Annotated in this window: 12 protein-coding genes and 4 tRNA genes; 9 read left to right on the top strand and 7 right to left on the bottom strand. The window is 41.9% G+C overall.

Going from position 1 to position 15,759, the window contains the following annotated elements; genetic code table 11:
* Positions 1–38: 38 nt before the first annotated feature.
* On the bottom strand, positions 39–1,211 hold the full coding sequence (locus tag FTT76_RS07775) for an acyl-CoA dehydrogenase family protein (protein ID WP_180089578.1): 1,173 nt from the start codon (positions 1,209–1,211) through the stop codon (positions 39–41).
* 182 nt (positions 1,212–1,393) lie between these two features.
* Here FTT76_RS07775 and FTT76_RS07770 point away from each other — a divergent pair, with 182 nt between their 5' ends.
* The 5 genes from FTT76_RS07770 (at position 1,394) to FTT76_RS07750 (ending at position 6,706) form a co-directional block, all read left to right on the top strand.
* Positions 1,394–1,651, top strand: a complete 258-nt coding sequence (locus FTT76_RS07770; RefSeq protein WP_078189264.1) for a succinate dehydrogenase assembly factor 2 — start codon at positions 1,394–1,396, stop codon at positions 1,649–1,651.
* Positions 1,644–2,030 (top strand): hypothetical protein, encoded by a 387-nt coding sequence (locus tag FTT76_RS07765; protein ID WP_078189263.1) that lies wholly within the window; start codon positions 1,644–1,646, stop codon positions 2,028–2,030. Before FTT76_RS07770 ends, FTT76_RS07765 begins: the two co-directional genes overlap by 8 nt.
* A 520-nt stretch (positions 2,031–2,550) precedes the next feature.
* Entirely contained in the window at positions 2,551–3,615 is a 1,065-nt protein-coding gene (locus FTT76_RS07760) for a hypothetical protein (protein ID WP_168379121.1), read from the top strand.
* Positions 3,616–3,658: 43 nt separating this feature from the next.
* A complete protein-coding gene (rrtA, locus tag FTT76_RS07755; RefSeq protein WP_168379122.1) occupies positions 3,659–4,231 on the top strand; it encodes a rhombosortase in 573 nt (190 codons plus the stop codon).
* Between the two features lie 189 nt (positions 4,232–4,420).
* The gene (locus tag FTT76_RS07750; protein WP_180026052.1) at positions 4,421–6,706 is read left to right on the top strand and encodes a TRAP transporter large permease subunit; all 2,286 of its coding nucleotides are present in this window, start codon (positions 4,421–4,423) and stop codon (positions 6,704–6,706) included.
* An 87-nt stretch (positions 6,707–6,793) separates the two neighbouring features.
* On the opposite strand, the gene FTT76_RS07745 is transcribed toward FTT76_RS07750, so the two are convergent.
* The 5 genes from FTT76_RS07745 to rnr form a co-directional block, all read right to left on the bottom strand.
* Entirely contained in the window at positions 6,794–7,669 is an 876-nt protein-coding gene (locus tag FTT76_RS07745; RefSeq protein ID WP_180008432.1) for a DMT family transporter, read from the bottom strand.
* A 66-nt stretch (positions 7,670–7,735) separates the two neighbouring features.
* The gene (locus tag FTT76_RS07740) at positions 7,736–8,173 is read right to left on the bottom strand and encodes a hypothetical protein (RefSeq protein ID WP_180026051.1); all 438 of its coding nucleotides are present in this window, start codon (positions 8,171–8,173) and stop codon (positions 7,736–7,738) included.
* 16 nt (positions 8,174–8,189) lie between these two features.
* A complete protein-coding gene (locus tag FTT76_RS07735; RefSeq protein WP_171256675.1) occupies positions 8,190–8,399 on the bottom strand; it encodes a YheV family putative zinc ribbon protein in 210 nt (69 codons plus the stop codon).
* Positions 8,400–8,439: 40 nt separating this feature from the next.
* The gene (locus tag FTT76_RS07730) at positions 8,440–10,479 is read right to left on the bottom strand and encodes a M3 family metallopeptidase (RefSeq protein ID WP_180026050.1); all 2,040 of its coding nucleotides are present in this window, start codon (positions 10,477–10,479) and stop codon (positions 8,440–8,442) included.
* A gap of 160 nt (positions 10,480–10,639) precedes the next feature.
* The gene (rnr, locus tag FTT76_RS07725) at positions 10,640–13,057 is read right to left on the bottom strand and encodes a ribonuclease R (protein WP_180021624.1); all 2,418 of its coding nucleotides are present in this window, start codon (positions 13,055–13,057) and stop codon (positions 10,640–10,642) included.
* Between the two features lie 268 nt (positions 13,058–13,325).
* Here rnr and FTT76_RS07720 point away from each other — a divergent pair.
* The 4 genes from FTT76_RS07720 to FTT76_RS07705 all read left to right on the top strand — a co-directional run bounded on the left by FTT76_RS07720 (position 13,326) and on the right by FTT76_RS07705 (position 14,216).
* Positions 13,326–13,415, top strand: a tRNA-Ser gene (locus FTT76_RS07720).
* Positions 13,416–13,430: 15 nt separating this feature from the next.
* Positions 13,431–13,507 (top strand) — tRNA-Arg (locus FTT76_RS07715).
* Between the two features lie 45 nt (positions 13,508–13,552).
* Positions 13,553–13,629: transfer RNA gene (locus tag FTT76_RS07710), tRNA-Arg, on the top strand.
* Between the two features lie 510 nt (positions 13,630–14,139).
* Positions 14,140–14,216 (top strand) — tRNA-Arg (locus FTT76_RS07705).
* A gap of 93 nt (positions 14,217–14,309) precedes the next feature.
* On the opposite strand, the gene FTT76_RS07700 is transcribed toward FTT76_RS07705, so the two are convergent.
* Entirely contained in the window at positions 14,310–15,593 is a 1,284-nt protein-coding gene (locus tag FTT76_RS07700) for an SRPBCC family protein (RefSeq protein WP_257224258.1), read from the bottom strand.
* Between the last annotated feature and the right edge of the window lie 166 nt (positions 15,594–15,759).

The raw sequence follows: 15,759 nt of genomic DNA, 5'->3' as shown, positions 1-15,759 counted from the left end.
AAGAATGTAAAAAGCCCATCTGATGATGGGCTTTGTTGTTATAAGGAGCGGGAAATCAGCTCTTTCATAATTTCATTGGTACCGGCATAGATACGATTGGCGCGGTTGTCGATATAAGCCCGTGCAATTGGATATTCAAGCATATAGCCATAGCCACCATGCAATTGCAGACACTCATCAACGACTTTGGAGAACATCTCTGAAATTTTGTATTTAGCAGCGGCTGCCGCATCAATACCGAGCTGTTCCTCAAGTTGCAGCTCCATACAGCGATCTAGATAAGTTCGACAAAAATCGATTTCAGTGCGTAGCTCTGCCAATTTAAAACGGGTGTTTTGGAAACTAGATACGGTCTTGCCAAATGCCTTACGCTCTTTGGTGTATTGAACAGTGTGCGCAAAGGCTGCTTCTGCACCGGCTTGGCAAATAATCGCGACCAACATACGTTCCCAAGCCAATTCCTTCATCAGCATCATAAAGCCCATACCTTGCATGCCAAGTAAGTTGCTTTTAGGGACGCGGACATTGTCAAAGAACAGTTCACAGGTATCCTGACCTTTCATGCCAATTTTATTTAAAGGTTTGCCTTTGCTAAAACCGACGCGATCTGCCTCGACGATAATTAGCGATAAATTAGCTGAACCTTTTTCACTATTACCTGTCTTGCAGACCACAATTGCCATGTCACATAAATAGCCATTGGTGATAAAGATTTTTGACCCATTAATAATATAGTCATCGCCATCTTCTGTAGCGGTTGTGCGTACCGCTTGTAGGTCTGAACCTGTGCCTGGTTCGGTCATTGCAATGGCAGTCACGGTTTCGCCAGAAGCCATTTTCGGCAGCCAATGCAGCTTTTGTTCTTCATTGCCAAAGTTATGAATATAATTGGCCACAATGTCGGAATGCAGTGAAAAGCCAGTAGAGGAGTCCATAGCATAGGCCTGCTCTTCAATCAGAATCATGCTATAGAGTCGGTCTACACCATAGCCACCGTAAGCTTCGGGCATGGTCGGGCAAAGTAAGCCCATGGCACCGGCTTTATTCCATAAGTCACGGTCAACGTGTTGCTGATTTTCGTATTTTTCGATATTAGGTATGACTTCTTTTTCATAAAATTTTCGTACTGTTTCACGAAATGCATCATGTTCTGCATTAAATAATTGACGTGGCAGCATGTTGTTGAGTGGGCGAATCGCTCCAGATTGCATTTTGAATATCCTATTCATTTTTATGGCTTTGTCTTCAACTTATAAGATGCAGCGTGTGACTGCAATGTGCAGAACATTCAAAAGCAAGAATTGCGATGAAGCATTCGATCAATCTTTGAAAACACTCCACTTCAATGGGGTGGATGAGTTACACTAGACGGGTTCAACGATTGGGGAAGACAATGACTGATGAAATCAGCTTAGAAGAGCGTAAAGTGATCTACCGCGCACGTCGTGGTTTAAAAGAGATTGATGTTTATTTTGATCCCTACGTCAAAAATTACTATTTACAAGCCGATGCAGCTGAAAAAGACATGTTTGCAGAACTCGTTGCTGCAGAAGATCCAGATTTGTTGGATTGGTTTATGGAAGTTAGTGAACCGCCACGTCCTGAATTAAAAACGTTTATTCAAAAATTAAAACATTACGTTCATGGATAATCGGCAATTCAAACTGAAACGCAGTTTTTTATCGCATGCGTTTCAGTTTTTTATTTTTGCGGTATTGATGACGCTGCTTTATCAGTTACTAACACCCATGCTTTGGGGGATATTTTTCCTCATCGGGCTAGTGGTTTATGTTCTGTTTTTCCGTAAGCATTTACACGTCACCAGTCTAGATTATTTGGATGGAACTGATTGGTCTTTGCAACGACTGAACCGCCCGGTGCAACGCGTTCAAATTAGCCATATTTTGGATCATCAAATGTATATCGTGGTGTATTTTATGCATGCGCGTGCAAAACCGGTGATTATTTGGCGCGATCAATTGTCATTGAAACAGTGGAAATCACTCAAAGTATTGGCCAAAATGATCTAATTGTTAGACAGCCTGTATTTTTAAAATTCTATAAAATGAAAATATTTCATTATCTTATATTGCAGGTAAAATAATCTTGTCTGACAGGATTGGATTTTATTGGCAAAATATTTAAATTGTCTGACAATTTTAAGCTGTGCGGTGATTCTCTGCCTATATATTAGCCTTACCAACAGCCGTTAAAGGAAATCATCATGATGATGCCAACTTGGATGTTTCTGGTAATAGCGATTGTGTTAGCAATTGTTATAGGACGACTAGGAACAGTGCTGAAGGAACAGTTAACTCAAAAATAAGCAGTCAAACGCTTTCACAGTTAATAAGTAGCATGTGCCGAACCGTCGCTATGCTACTTTTTTTTTGCCTAAAATTTAGTCTTTCTAAAAAATCAGTCAATTGCATTCAGCGTGATTCATGGCACAGTGTGTCGTTCAAATTAGAGCAAATACTCTTTTATTCATTTTTTGCTTCTGATATGTTTGTCGTGATGGACATAAACACAATTATAGAGGACAGGAAAATGTCGAGCGTCCAAAAAATATGCCAGGGTGTGGCAGTTGTAGCAATAACAAGTACATTATTCGCGGGTTGTTCACAGGTTGTAAAAACCGGTGCTAATGTTGCACTCGGATTTACCGAAAAACATATTGTGCCACCAATTTTAGCCATGGAAGATGCTGAAATGGTGTGTAATTCAGGTAATTCATTAACCCCAGCCATTATGGCCACCAAAGATATGGGCGCAGACCCAACACGTGTGGCTGTGTTGATGTATTCAGCAGCAGGGATTTGTGCAGAACAAAAAGCCTTGGATGCAGAGTTACGTTATTTACGTGCATCTAAAGCTAACCAAGTAACCGAAGCACAGGATGCCCGTGTTGAGCAAAAGCGTTGGGCGGCACTTGCGGCACAGCGTCAATATACCGGCTATCAATTATTTCAAGATCGTTTTGAAAAGAAGTATAAGAAAAGTCTAGGTGAAGGCTGTCCAAAAATGAACAGCGACATTGACCAAACAGTGTATATGTTGGGAATGTTAAGTGGCTTACAGGCCATGACCAATGATATTAACTCAGGTGGGGCGGTAAACGTTCCTAAAGACATTGCTGCGATTGTTGAACGCGGTATGGTGTGTCTGAATAATGAAAAATTCTGGGGCGCACCAAATGCAACCCGCGCTGTGATCTGGACTTTACTGCCGGGTGCTGGAGATGGAAAACCTGATCCATACCAAACCTTAAAACAATCCGCGCAAATTGGTGAGCAAAAAGGCGTGAGACTATCTCATGCGTTATATGCCGTTGCTGCACAGGCCAGTGGCGATGATGCGAAAATCCGTGATGCCTTACGTACCTTTGCACAAGCGCGTAGTGATGAAAAACCTGTTAACCCACAATTTAAACTCATCGATAGTATGGCTGAAAGCATGGTGAAAGGGATTTCAGATCGTTATTGGACTGAACATACAGGCGTTCGTACGGCTGATGATGGTATGGAACATTTCTGGGATGAAAGTGCCAATAGTTCTGAACTCGATGATTTGTTTAGTGGTGATATTGAAACCAGTGGCACAGCTGCAAATTAATCTTTGCAATAGCGTTTAAAAGTGAGGTACAGGAGGAGCGAAAATGAAACTACAATTTTTAATACCGAAAATTGTCTTTCTTGCCGTATTCGTTTCGATCTGTGCCTCGCTACAGGTATTTAAAGATTATTTTATCTATTGGCAAGATGACTTATTTCATGATTTTTGGCGCTTATGGACCGCACATTGGGTTCACGTCGGTTGGATTCATTTTGTTTTAAATATATTGGCCTTTATTTGCTTACCGTTTATTTTCCCACGAGTTTCGACATGGCATTTTGTTGCCATTTTATTGATTTTATCTCCTTTAATCAGTCTAAGTTTCTATTTTTTCTTACCCGATATTGAAGCCTATGCCGGATTATCTGGTGTCTTGCATGGTGCCTATGTCGCGGTCGCTTGTGTGCATTTGATGTATCGACGGGAGCGAAATTTTGCAGCCTTTGTATTGTTGCTGATTTTGGCAAAATTGGTGTGGGAAAATACCGTGGGCAATACGGGAACGGCTGAATTAATTGGAAGCCCCATTTTAGTCGAAGCACATTTATTGGGGGTGATTTGGGGCATTATCATCGCCTTGTTCTATCTTGTTGGCAATTATTTCTGGGATCGTTAGCTCACTTTAGGTGATTGGGTTGACAAAAAAACCGAAAAGAAAATACATATTGTCATTTTAATGTTTTGAGTATTGATGCAAATTTAAACGTAATAATAAAACAGTTAGGTCAGGGAAAGGAACTTCTCGAACCGATAAGGAAGAGGGTGCTTAGTCTAGCTAGGCTCCAAAATAAAAATAGGAAGACTCATGCAAAATGATGCACAAAACAGATCCAGCATCGTTGGTCTGTTACGTTATGTCTGGACAGAATGGATTTCGACTCTAGTCGTATTGATCTTGCTTCTGCTTACACTAATTATCGGTACAGGGGAGATGATCCATGGGCAGTTGCTCCGTATGGGAGAGCGACTGTATGGTGACCCTGCAACAGGTATGCAGTACTCTTTTTTAAGGGCTGAGCCTGCCAAGCCTGAATGTGACCGTAACCCGAATGTCGATGCGTTGGTGAAAACTCAAATGCAAGCCAATGCAGCAGATGAGTTTGCTGATTTTTTTGGTACGGCATCTGAGAATGACGTTCGTTCGTCTATTTTAGCGAGTGTGCAGCAGTGTGAAGAAAAGTATCAATTTTATGATAAAGCCATGCAACATATGGAGAAGCATCCGAGTATTCGCGCCTATCGTAATTTTGAAACAAGCTTCTTCGGTATCTTTAAATTTGGTACTGAAAATCGCGCCATTTTGTTGATTTTTATGGTGGTTATAGCTGCGATTAGTGCGACATTGAAAATTCATCATATTGGTCTACGCGGTCCTGCAACCAAGAAGGATTATCGTGTTTATAGCCTGATGATGAGCTTCGGTAATGGACTGTTAACCTACTCAAGTATCAGCCAATTCAATTCAGTGAAAAATTCGGGAGTTCCAATGACCACCGAAACTGAACTGATTTATTGGATGTGGATGACGCTGTTCTCAATCCTGACATTGATCAGTGTTTTGCAATTGTTTAGTCCGCCAAAAGATGCCAAAGAGGGCGGTAGTCTTAGTTTCGCGTTCCTAAGCGTGCCTTTATATGCGTATATGGCGTTGATTACAGGTATCGCCTTTATCTTCTTTATGGACTACCCGATGGGGCAAGGCATCTATTTAGGGCAATTGGTCGAGTTTTCAAGTATTTTCCTGAATCTAGCGTTATTCATTTGGGCGGGTATGTTGTTGAAGCAAACCCGTGTCGTAGATTTATTCTTGAATATTTTACGCCCATGGAACTTAGCTCCTGAGACTTTAACATGGCTGATTTTAATCGCAGCAGCATTGCCTACAGCCTATACTGGCGCATCGGGGATCTTTGTCATTGCGGCAGGCGCGATTATTTATAAGGAAGTGTGGAACGCTGGCGGACGCCGTCAATTTGCCTTGGCTGCAACAGCAATGTCCGGTTCGCTTGGGGTGGTTTTACGTCCATGCTTATTGATTGTGGTTGTTGCATCGCTAAATAAAGAAGTGACCACGGATCTGCTTTATCAATATGGTATTTATACGTTCTTGCTGACATCTACGATGTTTTTAATTGTGTCGTTATTTTTTGCAGAACATAAGTTCCGTATTGCTCAAGCCAATGTGGCAGCGCCGCAGTCAGGACGTGCCTTCTTAGCCGTTATTCCTTATATTGTGATTTTCGTGCTGATCTGGATGTTCTATAAATATTTATTGAATACAGATTTAAATGAATTTACTGCACCAGTCATGATGCCTGTTATTCTGCTGATGATCGTTTTAGTGGATAAATTACGTCATCAGCCAGCACCATTGTCAGCAGTTGGGCATTGGGATGAAACACTAACAGCAAATTATAGTGCGAATGCTGAACCTGCTTTAGCCGGCGCACAGGTTGCACATGCAGAATACCGTGAAGGATTACATGGCAATAGCACAGATGATGGGCAGGCTGCGAATCATACAGTGGCTCAATCCAGCTCTATGCAGATTCTACGTCAAGTTGGTTTTTGGAAGTCGATGCATATTTCGACCAGTGAAACCGTTGGACATATCGGTGCTTTGGTTATTTTGATGGCGCTTTCGGTAAGCGTTGGTGGATTGCTAGAGCGTACTGAAGTCATGAGTTTATTCCCAACTGATATCAGCAGTACTTTTTTGGTTATCACATTGATTGTCGGATTGATGGTCTTTGTGGGTATGATTATGGATCCGTTTGGCGCAGTCATTTTAATTTCTGCAACTATTGCTCCTGTAGCCTATCAATACGGTATTCATCCTGTGCATTTTTGGATGATTACACTCATTGGTTTTGAGCTAGGTTATGTTACGCCTCCAGTTGCATTGAACCACCTCTTGGCCCGACAGTCGATAGGGGATGCTGAAGTCAATGAAGCGGATGCTGAAGTTCGTCACTTGTCGTTTTATTACCGTTATGAACGTTGGATTTTGCCGCTGATTGTGCTGTTCCCTGCAATGTTGATTATTGCGTATCTGCCGTATTTCTTTAAGCTGTTTGGTTGGTATCAATAAATTAATTTTGAAGCATTAAAAAAGCACCTTCGGGTGCTTTTTTATTGAATAAGGGGCTGTGCATTTGATGGTAAATGGTTTGAATCTTTATGACTTTTTAAACTTATTTTGTAGGATTGGACTACAGAGCAAAATCGCTAAAAATATAAAAGCAAAGCCGAATAGGCTGTAAATGTCTGGCAGTTCCTGCCAAAGAACAAAGCCCCAAATACCTGCAAAAATAATCGTGATATAGTTCACGGGGCCAATTTGACCTGCGGGTGCGAGCTTATAGGCATTGGACATAAAAATTTGACTGATATTGGCCAAAAGTCCCGCTGTAATCAGAAAAGCTAACTCTTTTAAACTATAGGGACGCCAGAGCCAAAACATTGGGATCATGGAAATAAGTGTGCCAAAAAAGCAGAAATAAAACACAATGCGTTCAGGCGGTTCTGTTGCTGTAAGCGCACGGACAGTGACAAATGCCATGGCTGCCAAGAAGCTTGCGCTCAGTCCGATGAGTGATAACTGATTGAACATTCCTGCATCGGGCTTTGCGACGAAGAGCACGCCGATTAAACCAATGACTGCGGCAATGAGCATACTCAGGGTCATTTTTTCTTTTAAAAATAACCATGCAATTAAGGGGATAAAGATCGGTGAGGAATAGGTGAAGACCATGGCATTGGAGAGTTTTAAGTGTGCAATGGCATAAAAAAAGCCATACATTGCCACCAAGCCTACGATTGAACGCCATGTATGCATCCACAGTTTTTCAGTTCTAAAAAATGTGCTCCCTTTTTGCAGGATCAAAGGGAGAAAGATCAATAAGCCAACCGCATTTCGAAAAAATACGATGGTGGCATTATCTACCGTGTGAGATGCGTAGCGTATACAAACCCCCATGATGGAAAAAAGCAGCGCTGACAGCATGAGAAAGCCAATTGCTTTGGGGATATTCTGTGGTGTAGTAGTGGACATAACAAAAAGGCTAGAAAATCTGATGATATTCTAGCCTATAAGTACGCATGGTGTAGCAGAAGTCAGTTATTTTGCTTGTTGCGCTAACTGTGCTTCGAGTAATTTAATTTGTTCTTCTTTCAGTTTAATCAGCTCATCTGCATCTGAATGTTGCTGTTTTAAACTTTGCTCCTGATCATTCAATTGTTGTTGAATGTCATCTAATTTGGCAATTTCTTCTTTGGCTAAAGAGGCATTTTCAGGCACAGCTGCATCTAAAATGTCTTCTTCGACCAATTTAATGGTGTCAGTCTCTGCGGCAGGGACTGATGCTTCAGTCTCAGATTGGACAGGGGTTGCAACAGGCGGTTTAGCCGGTGCAGCGACCAGTTCTTCTTGAAGTGCAGATTTATCTGCTGTACTGCTGCTTAACCATTGATATGCAAAAAAGATAGCAATCAATAACGTTAAGCCCCCAATGATTCCAACTAACAATTTTGGATTATGTCTTTGATCTTCTGTCATTGCTTGACCTTAATTTTTATTTAGGCTGACGTGGCTTAAATTGGATCACACCGATATCGTCTGGCACGGCGGGTTGTTCAGGTTGATCGACATGAGTCGGTCGATTTTCACTGTAACCACAATCAATGCATTCGATCCATTCGTCTTCGCCAGAGGTCAGCATGACAACCCGGTCCATCGCTTGGCATTTTGGACATTTTGCACCTGCAATGAAGCGTCGTTTAATGGTCATCATACTTACCTTGAATCTAACTAAGGTCCCTAGTTTAAGCGTTTTTAGATGCGTTCGTCCAACCTTGATGACGCAGCAAAGCATCTATTTTTGGCTCGCGTCCGCGGAAATTGATAAATGCGTCAAGTGCCGTATCTTTTCCGCCAACTGCTAGAATAAATTGTCTAAACGACTTGCCAGTCGAAGTATTAAAAATTCCTTCATTTTCGAATCGGTCGAAGGCATCACTTGCCAAAACCTCTGCCCATTTGTATGAATAATAACCAGCAGCGTAACCACCTGCAAAGATATGACTGAAACCATGTTGGAAACGGTTGTACGAAGTAGTGGGTGCAACTGCATATTTTTGACGAATATCATCTAGGGTGTGTTGGATGCCTGCAGCGTCCAAAGCAGGGTTGGCCTTATGGATATTTAAGTCAAACATGGCAAATTCAATTTGACGTAACGTTTGCATCCCTGACTGGAAGAAACGCGCATCTTGTAGTGCTTTTAACAGATCGGCTGGTAAAGTTTGTTTTGATTCGATATGTTCACTGAGTAAATCTAAACTTTCTTGATCCCAAGTCCAAAATTCCATGAATTGACTTGGTAGCTCTACTGCATCCCACGCCACGCCATGTGTACCAGCCACAGCAATATTATCGACTTCAGTGAGCATGTGATGTAAGCCATGACCAAATTCGTGGAACAACGTCGTTACTTCATCATGGGTAAGTAAAGCAGCTTGCTCACCGACAGGTGGGGTAAAGTTGCAGACCATGTAGCAAATTGGTTTTTGCAGACCATTTTCAGTTTGCATGCGTGAACGGAAGCCGCTCATCCATGCACCGCCACGTTTACCGCTTCGTGCATACAGGTCAAAGTAAAAACCGCCAATCACGCTGCCTTGATCTTCAAGTTCAAAATAACGTGCATCAGGATGCCAAACAGGCGCTTCACGCTCGATTACATTGATGCCATAGAGACGATTTACAATGCTGAACAAGCCTTGAATAATCTTAGGTGCAGGGAAGTAGGGCTTCAGGTCTTCTTGTGACAAATTAAACTGTTGAACTTTGAGTTTTTCTGAGTAGAAAGTGGCATCCCACGGTTGTAACTCAGTGATACCGTCTTGCGCTGCAATGGCTTTCAGTTCAGCGATTTCTTTCTCTGCTGGTTCACGCGCATGTTCTGCCAATTCAATCAGGAACTGATCTACAGTCGCTACATCGGGTGCCATTTTGCTTGCCAAGGACAATTCGGCGTAGTTGTTAAAACCAAGCAGGCTTGCCATTTCCTGACGTAGCTTCAAGATTTCTTCCATGACCGCTGTATTATCAAATTCAGCAGAGTCTGCCTGATCAGAAGCACGTGTGGTATAGGCTTTATAGAGCGCTTCACGCACTTCGCGGTCTTCTGCATAGGTCATAATGGCAATATAAGACGGGAAGTCGAGTGTGGCTACAGCCTGTTCGAGTTCGCGTTGCTGACCATATTGTTTCAGAAGTTCAATACTGCCTTGAGGTAGTCCTTTGAGCTGCGCTTCAGTTAAAGGTTTGAAGTAGGCTTGGGTGGCATCCAATACGTGATTGGAAAAGTCTGATGATAACTGTGAAAGTCGTGCAGATATTTCTGCATAGCGTTTTTTCGGTTCACCTTCTAAGGCTACGCCTGAAAGTTTAAAATCTCGTAACGCAAGTTTAATCGCGCTTTGCTGTGCTGCAGGAAGCGTGTCGAAAACACTGTTGTCATGTACATGCTGATACGTTTGATACAACACTGTATGTTGACCTAGCTGCGTATAGTACTCACTCAGGACGGGTAGTAAAGATTGGTAAAGTTCACGAGTTTCAGCATTATTCATCACGGCATTTAGATGCGACAGCACGCCCCAAGCTTCACTCATATTATTTTCAAGGTCATCGACCTGTTCTAACGTATTTAGTTGTTTTTGTACCGAATCTGGAACAACTGTCAGTTCATTTAGAAATTGTTGACCGTGTTGAATCGCATTTTGAATTTTTTCTTTGAGTTGATCTAAGGTAATTTGATCAAATTGAGGAACGGGCAAAGTTGCCTTTTCTAAAGTCATATTTTCTACTTCATATAAATCCTGAGTTATTTATAGATGTAGGGTTTGTTGCGGGTTAAATCAAGACTAAATCAGGAATTATTCATCTTCTGCAGAGGTCGAGAAGTCTTCACTGACCTGAAGAATCAAAAAGAGCGCCGAAGCGCTCTTGATTTAAACCTTAATCCGCAGATGATTTTGCATTGGATTTTTTCTTTTTCGGTTTTGATTTTTTCTTCACTTTATCTTTAGCCTTCGCTTCAGATTTGCTTGCAGATTTTTTAGCAGGCTTTTTACCGAATGAACTGGGCTTAGATTTCGATTTTTTGCGTCGTATGGGCTGTTCTCCATCTTCAGCAGCGTTGGTTTTACGTTCTGAAAAGACTTCTTCTTTGGCTGTAGGTTTTGCAACACGAGGGGCACGCGCGCGAATAGCACGACCTGCATGGCTCAATTGTTGAATCAATTCAAAGTCGATTTTGCGCTCTTCTAGATTCACACCAGCGACTTTAATTTTCACTTCATCGCCGAGACTGAAAACTTGACCTCGAGATTGACCAATTAAGCTCTGACTCGGTTGGTCATAGACAAAGAAGTCATCACCCAATTGGCTGACGTGGATCATGCCATCAACATATAAGTCTTTGAGCGTTACAAACAGGCCAAATTCAGCAGTTGCACTGATGGTACCGACAAACTCTTCACCCAAATGCTGCTGCATGTAATGGCACTTCAACCATGTAGTGACAGAACGTGAAGCTTCATCTGCACGGCGTTCGGTCGCAGAGAAGTGTTCACCTGCATCATCCAGCGAAGCACCAGAAATTGGGTAAGGCTTTTTCTTTAATTGTGCTTTGATGGCACGGTGAAGTAACAAGTCTGGATAACGACGGATTGGAGATGTGAAATGCGTATACGCTTCATAAGCCAAGCCAAAGTGACCTGCATTGTTCGCGCCATAATAAGCTTGCATCATTGAACGGAGTAAAACGGCATGAATACTTGGAGCATCAATACGGTCTTTGGTGGCATCGATTACGGCTTGATAGTCAGCTTGAGTCGGCTGTTCAGGGAATGGCAGCCCCAATAACTTCACAAAATCACGAACCTTTTGAATACGTGAAAACTCAGGTGGCTCATGCACACGGTACAGCATTGGAATTTCATTTTTTAATGCATATTCTGCCGCTGCGACGTTTGCCAACAACATGCATTCTTCAATTAGCTTATGTGCATCATTACGGCTGCGCGGTAGGATTTCGTTAATACCGCCTAGCTCATCAAAGGTCATATAAGTTTCAACGGTTTCAAATTCCATCGCGTGGCGTTCAGCACGTAAGCCTTTCAACACTTGATACAATTGGAATAAGGTATTGACCGATTTACGTACATCACGGTCTTCAGGAATGGCTTGACTATTACCCTCAAAATATTCGGCCACTTGAGTATAGGTCAAACGAGCTTTTGAATGCATTACACCCGGATAGAACTCAAACTTAGTGACACGACCCGCGCGAGATAAGTTTAAATCACAGACCATACATAAACGGTCTACGTGTGGGTTCAAAGAACATAAACCATTCGACAGCGCCTCAGGCAACATCGGCAATACAAAATGAGGGAAGTACACCGATGTACCGCGCTCTTGAGCTTCGTCATCGAGCGGTTTACCCGGACGTACATAATGGCTGACATCGGCAATTGCCACGACAACACGATAACCACCACCCGGACGTTTTTCCGCATACACGGCATCATCGAAGTCGCGGGCATCTTCACCATCAATGGTGACAAGCGCTAAATCACGTAAGTCGACACGATCTTCACGATCTTGTTCTGATGGCTCTTTAAAGCTGTTGGCTTCTTGTTGTACCGCTTCAGGGAATTCGTAAGGTAAACCAAACTCTAAAATGGTTTGCGGAATAATAATTTCAGTGTCTGCTTTATCTGCCATCGACTGAACAATATGACCTGTCGCAAATTCTTCTTTGGTTGGGTAGCTGTCAATCGCAATACGCACAGAGTCGCCGAGTTTGACTTTGGCATGCTCGATTAATTCTTTTTCTAAAGTAATCGGTTGGTGTGCATTGGGATTTGCCGGTTGAATAAAATATTCACCTTCATATTCAGACACTTTACCAATAATTTCTTTGACACGATGCTGTAGAACTTCAGTAATAAAGCCCCATGCCTTGCCTTTACGGTCTACCGATGTTTGGCGGACTTTAACACGGTCACCATTAAACACCTGACGCAACTCACGTTCAGGAAGTAAAAGGTCATCTTCACCGCTAATATTGGCTGTGCCTAAACCTTTTGAGTTGATATAAACCGTTGCTTCATGAGTCGGTTGCTCAGCTGCAAGCTGGAACTTAAATCCATCTTTCATCAACTGACCATCTCGAACCATCGCAATCAGACGATGACTCAGTGCATCAATACTTTTTTGATCGGCAATTTCAAAATGTTCTACAAGATCGGCATGCGACATTGCAGTTTTCAGTTGTTCAATCGTCTCTTGAATTAGAGTACGGCTTGGAATTGGATTGTCATAACGTTCGGCTTCAGCTTTTGCTTCAGGGTCGACCCAGTTTTTCATATGTATTTGGCTTCAAATCAGAAGATTAGGATTAGCATAAGTCATGCAAGCAGATACTGCACGCAATTGATTGCAATAAAGTGTTTTATGCCGATATTTTATAATGTTTAAAGCTGAAATGTAGGGGACAGCAGTGTGTGCTGAACTAATTTTGCACTAATTTTTTGAAAATCGTTTAAAAAATATCTAATTGAGTAAAAAAATGAAAAAAATATAACGACTGTGCTTGCAGTCGTATCATGATCTTTGTATTATGGCGGCACGTTACGGTGAGATGGGTGAGTGGCTGAAACCACATCCCTGCTAAGGATGCATACGGGCAACTGTATCGAGGGTTCGAATCCCTCTCTCACCGCCACGATTTACTTATGTCGCGCTCATAGCTCAGCTGGATAGAGCACTTGGCTACGAACTAAGGGGTCGGGAGTTCGAATCTCTCTGAGCGCACCAATAAGTAAATCTGAAAACGTAGTCTTTTAAGACGACACAAGTTACGCGCTCATAGCTCAGCTGGATAGAGCACTTGGCTACGAACTAAGGGGTCGGGAGTTCGAATCTCTCTGAGCGCACCAACTTGAACAAATTACCGCACATGTTGTGGTTTTTTTGTGCCTGTGATTTATCGTTTTGATGCAGCCTGTCTTTTGTCTTTTGTCTTTTGTCTTTTGTCTTTTGTCTTTTGTCTTTTGTCTTTTGTCTCTTACTTAGATTGTATAAAGCGTTCTATTTCATAAGACGATCCATCAGTAAATTTGATTTTGCTTTTTTCAGCAGATAAACCCTCATTTCAGATGTTCATGGCGATGCATTTTTTAAAGCTAAGATAAAGAAAAGTTGGGTGAGTTAAAGCCGTGATTCAATGATGGCAATATATTTGTTATCTATTTTGAGCATTTATAAGTGAGTACAGCTACCTGTAGATTCCAAACTTGTGATGAAAAAGCCATTAAAAAAGTAAATCTGGCTGATTTTTAGCGTGTTTAAAGGGTAATTGTTTATTTGCTGTGCGTTTGGTTAAATTTATATGAAAAAGCTCTTAACAAAAAATAAAAATCACGTATAATGAGCCTCATCAAGACGTCGCGCTCATAGCTCAGCTGGATAGAGCACTTGGCTACGAACTAAGGGGTCGGGAGTTCGAATCTCTCTGAGCGCACCAACTTGATCAAGATTGAAAAAACCGCATATGTTGCGGTTTTTTTGTGTCTGAAATATAGCTAAAACCAATAAATTCAGCTCATCAATCAAGGTTCTAACTTAACTTCTGTTTAACTTTGAGTGCAAAGACCGTATTGCCCCCTAAAGCCGGTAACATGTCGTGATACGGCATACTGCGCATAGCACGAAGTAAAAAAGGTGCTTTATCATCAATCTTCACCGCACTGGTCAATTGTAATAACGACCCTTGTTGTAAGGGGCGAATATGCATTGCACCTCGGACAAACTTTAAGTCCCCACCTGTCGCAGTGTATTGATTTTGCAGTAAGTCTGGATAGTTAAAACGCATTTTAAAATCAAAGGGAATATTGATCACACCTAAACCCACCGAAATTTTATAGTCGGCATCCATCAGGTGTGGATTAATTTTCTGTACTTGCATATGTTTGACTTGTCTTGGAAATAAGTGCTTGAACGAAGACACATTAATCCAACGCTGTAAGCTCGAAGGCTCTTGTGCATAATATTGAAAACTGGTGCTAAAGCGCATCAATTCATAATTTTGCCCAAAGGGAACGCGCTGCGCTGTCAAAATAAAGGACACAGGTTCTTTCGAGCTTTGACTTAATTGGGTGACTTTGTCGAGTTGAGAGGCATTTAATTTGAGTTCAGGTAATTGATTTGCAGCGAGAGTTTCGCTGCTAAAGGCTTTAAATCGACGCTGTAATGATTCGAGTAAAAAACCATTGGCTCCCGCAGGAATCCCTAATTTAGCATCGGGTAAGGCATTTAATATTTTGCTAAACAAAAAACCTTTGGGCTGATTTAAATCGCCCCATTGGGTCACACTAATCAAGGTGTGTTGAGCATCGATCTCAAACCATTCAATTTTCCCTGCACCAAAGGGCACCGGTGCTTGTAGAACCAAACTATTAATGCTGTTGTGATCAATTTGGTGCTGCATCACCACGGTTTCTTTAAAGTTTAAAACCGGAATAGGTGTCGGGATATGGATGCGGTATTCAACTTGGCTGGTTGAACCTTGCTGTTGCAAAACCTCAGCAGATTTTAGCGTGGGAAATAAGCCAGCATAGTTTGGATAATTACTGAGTAATCTGGACACATTTTTGCTGTTGGTTGGGACAACCACGGCGGCACTTTGAAATTTACCAACGACTTTTTGACCTGCTTTCATCGTGGGCAGACTAATCTGCTGTGAAGGATGTGCAAAAATCACGATGTGATCACCGGCAAGATTTGCCAAGGCTTTGGCATTGCCATTAAACAAGTCCAAACTACTAGGAATCTGGGGTTGCCATTGAACGAATTTGGCCCAACTGGTCGATATGCTCAGTCCACTCAGAAACGCTAGCATCATGATTATTTTTGTTATCTGCATGTCACATCCTGCGTATGCAATCTTTTATTTGTTGCTGTTTTTAACGTATTTCTAGGTGGAAGGGAAGTAGTGAAGTGTTACAACCGACCATTAAAAAGCATGAAGCAAGTTTGAATTGTGGTGTAGTATTTAGCGCAATTCATTT

This window comes from Acinetobacter sp. YH01009 (assembly GCF_013420765.1).
GTDB lineage: Bacteria > Pseudomonadota > Gammaproteobacteria > Pseudomonadales > Moraxellaceae > Acinetobacter > Acinetobacter amyesii.
The sequence above is the reverse complement of the archived record's forward strand: the minus strand, read 5'-3'. Positions and strand labels throughout refer to the sequence as shown.

Bases quoted from the DNA above. Each gene is read 5' to 3' on its own strand.
- FTT76_RS07775 (WP_180089578.1), bottom strand. From the start codon at position 1,211: ATGCAATCTGGAGCGATTCGCCCACTCAACAACATGCTGCCACGTCAA.
- FTT76_RS07770 (WP_078189264.1), top strand. From the start codon at position 1,394: ATGACTGATGAAATCAGCTTAGAAGAGCGTAAAGTGATCTACCGCGCA.
- FTT76_RS07765 (WP_078189263.1), top strand. From the start codon at position 1,644: ATGGATAATCGGCAATTCAAACTGAAACGCAGTTTTTTATCGCATGCG.
- FTT76_RS07760 (WP_168379121.1), top strand. From the start codon at position 2,551: ATGTCGAGCGTCCAAAAAATATGCCAGGGTGTGGCAGTTGTAGCAATA.
- rrtA (WP_168379122.1), top strand. From the start codon at position 3,659: ATGAAACTACAATTTTTAATACCGAAAATTGTCTTTCTTGCCGTATTC.
- FTT76_RS07750 (WP_180026052.1), top strand. From the start codon at position 4,421: ATGCAAAATGATGCACAAAACAGATCCAGCATCGTTGGTCTGTTACGT.
- FTT76_RS07745 (WP_180008432.1), bottom strand. From the start codon at position 7,669: ATGTCCACTACTACACCACAGAATATCCCCAAAGCAATTGGCTTTCTC.
- FTT76_RS07740 (WP_180026051.1), bottom strand. From the start codon at position 8,173: ATGACAGAAGATCAAAGACATAATCCAAAATTGTTAGTTGGAATCATT.
- FTT76_RS07730 (WP_180026050.1), bottom strand. From the start codon at position 10,479: ATGACTTTAGAAAAGGCAACTTTGCCCGTTCCTCAATTTGATCAAATT.
- rnr (WP_180021624.1), bottom strand. From the start codon at position 13,057: ATGAAAAACTGGGTCGACCCTGAAGCAAAAGCTGAAGCCGAACGTTAT.
- FTT76_RS07700 (WP_257224258.1), bottom strand. From the start codon at position 15,593: ATGATGCTAGCGTTTCTGAGTGGACTGAGCATATCGACCAGTTGGGCC.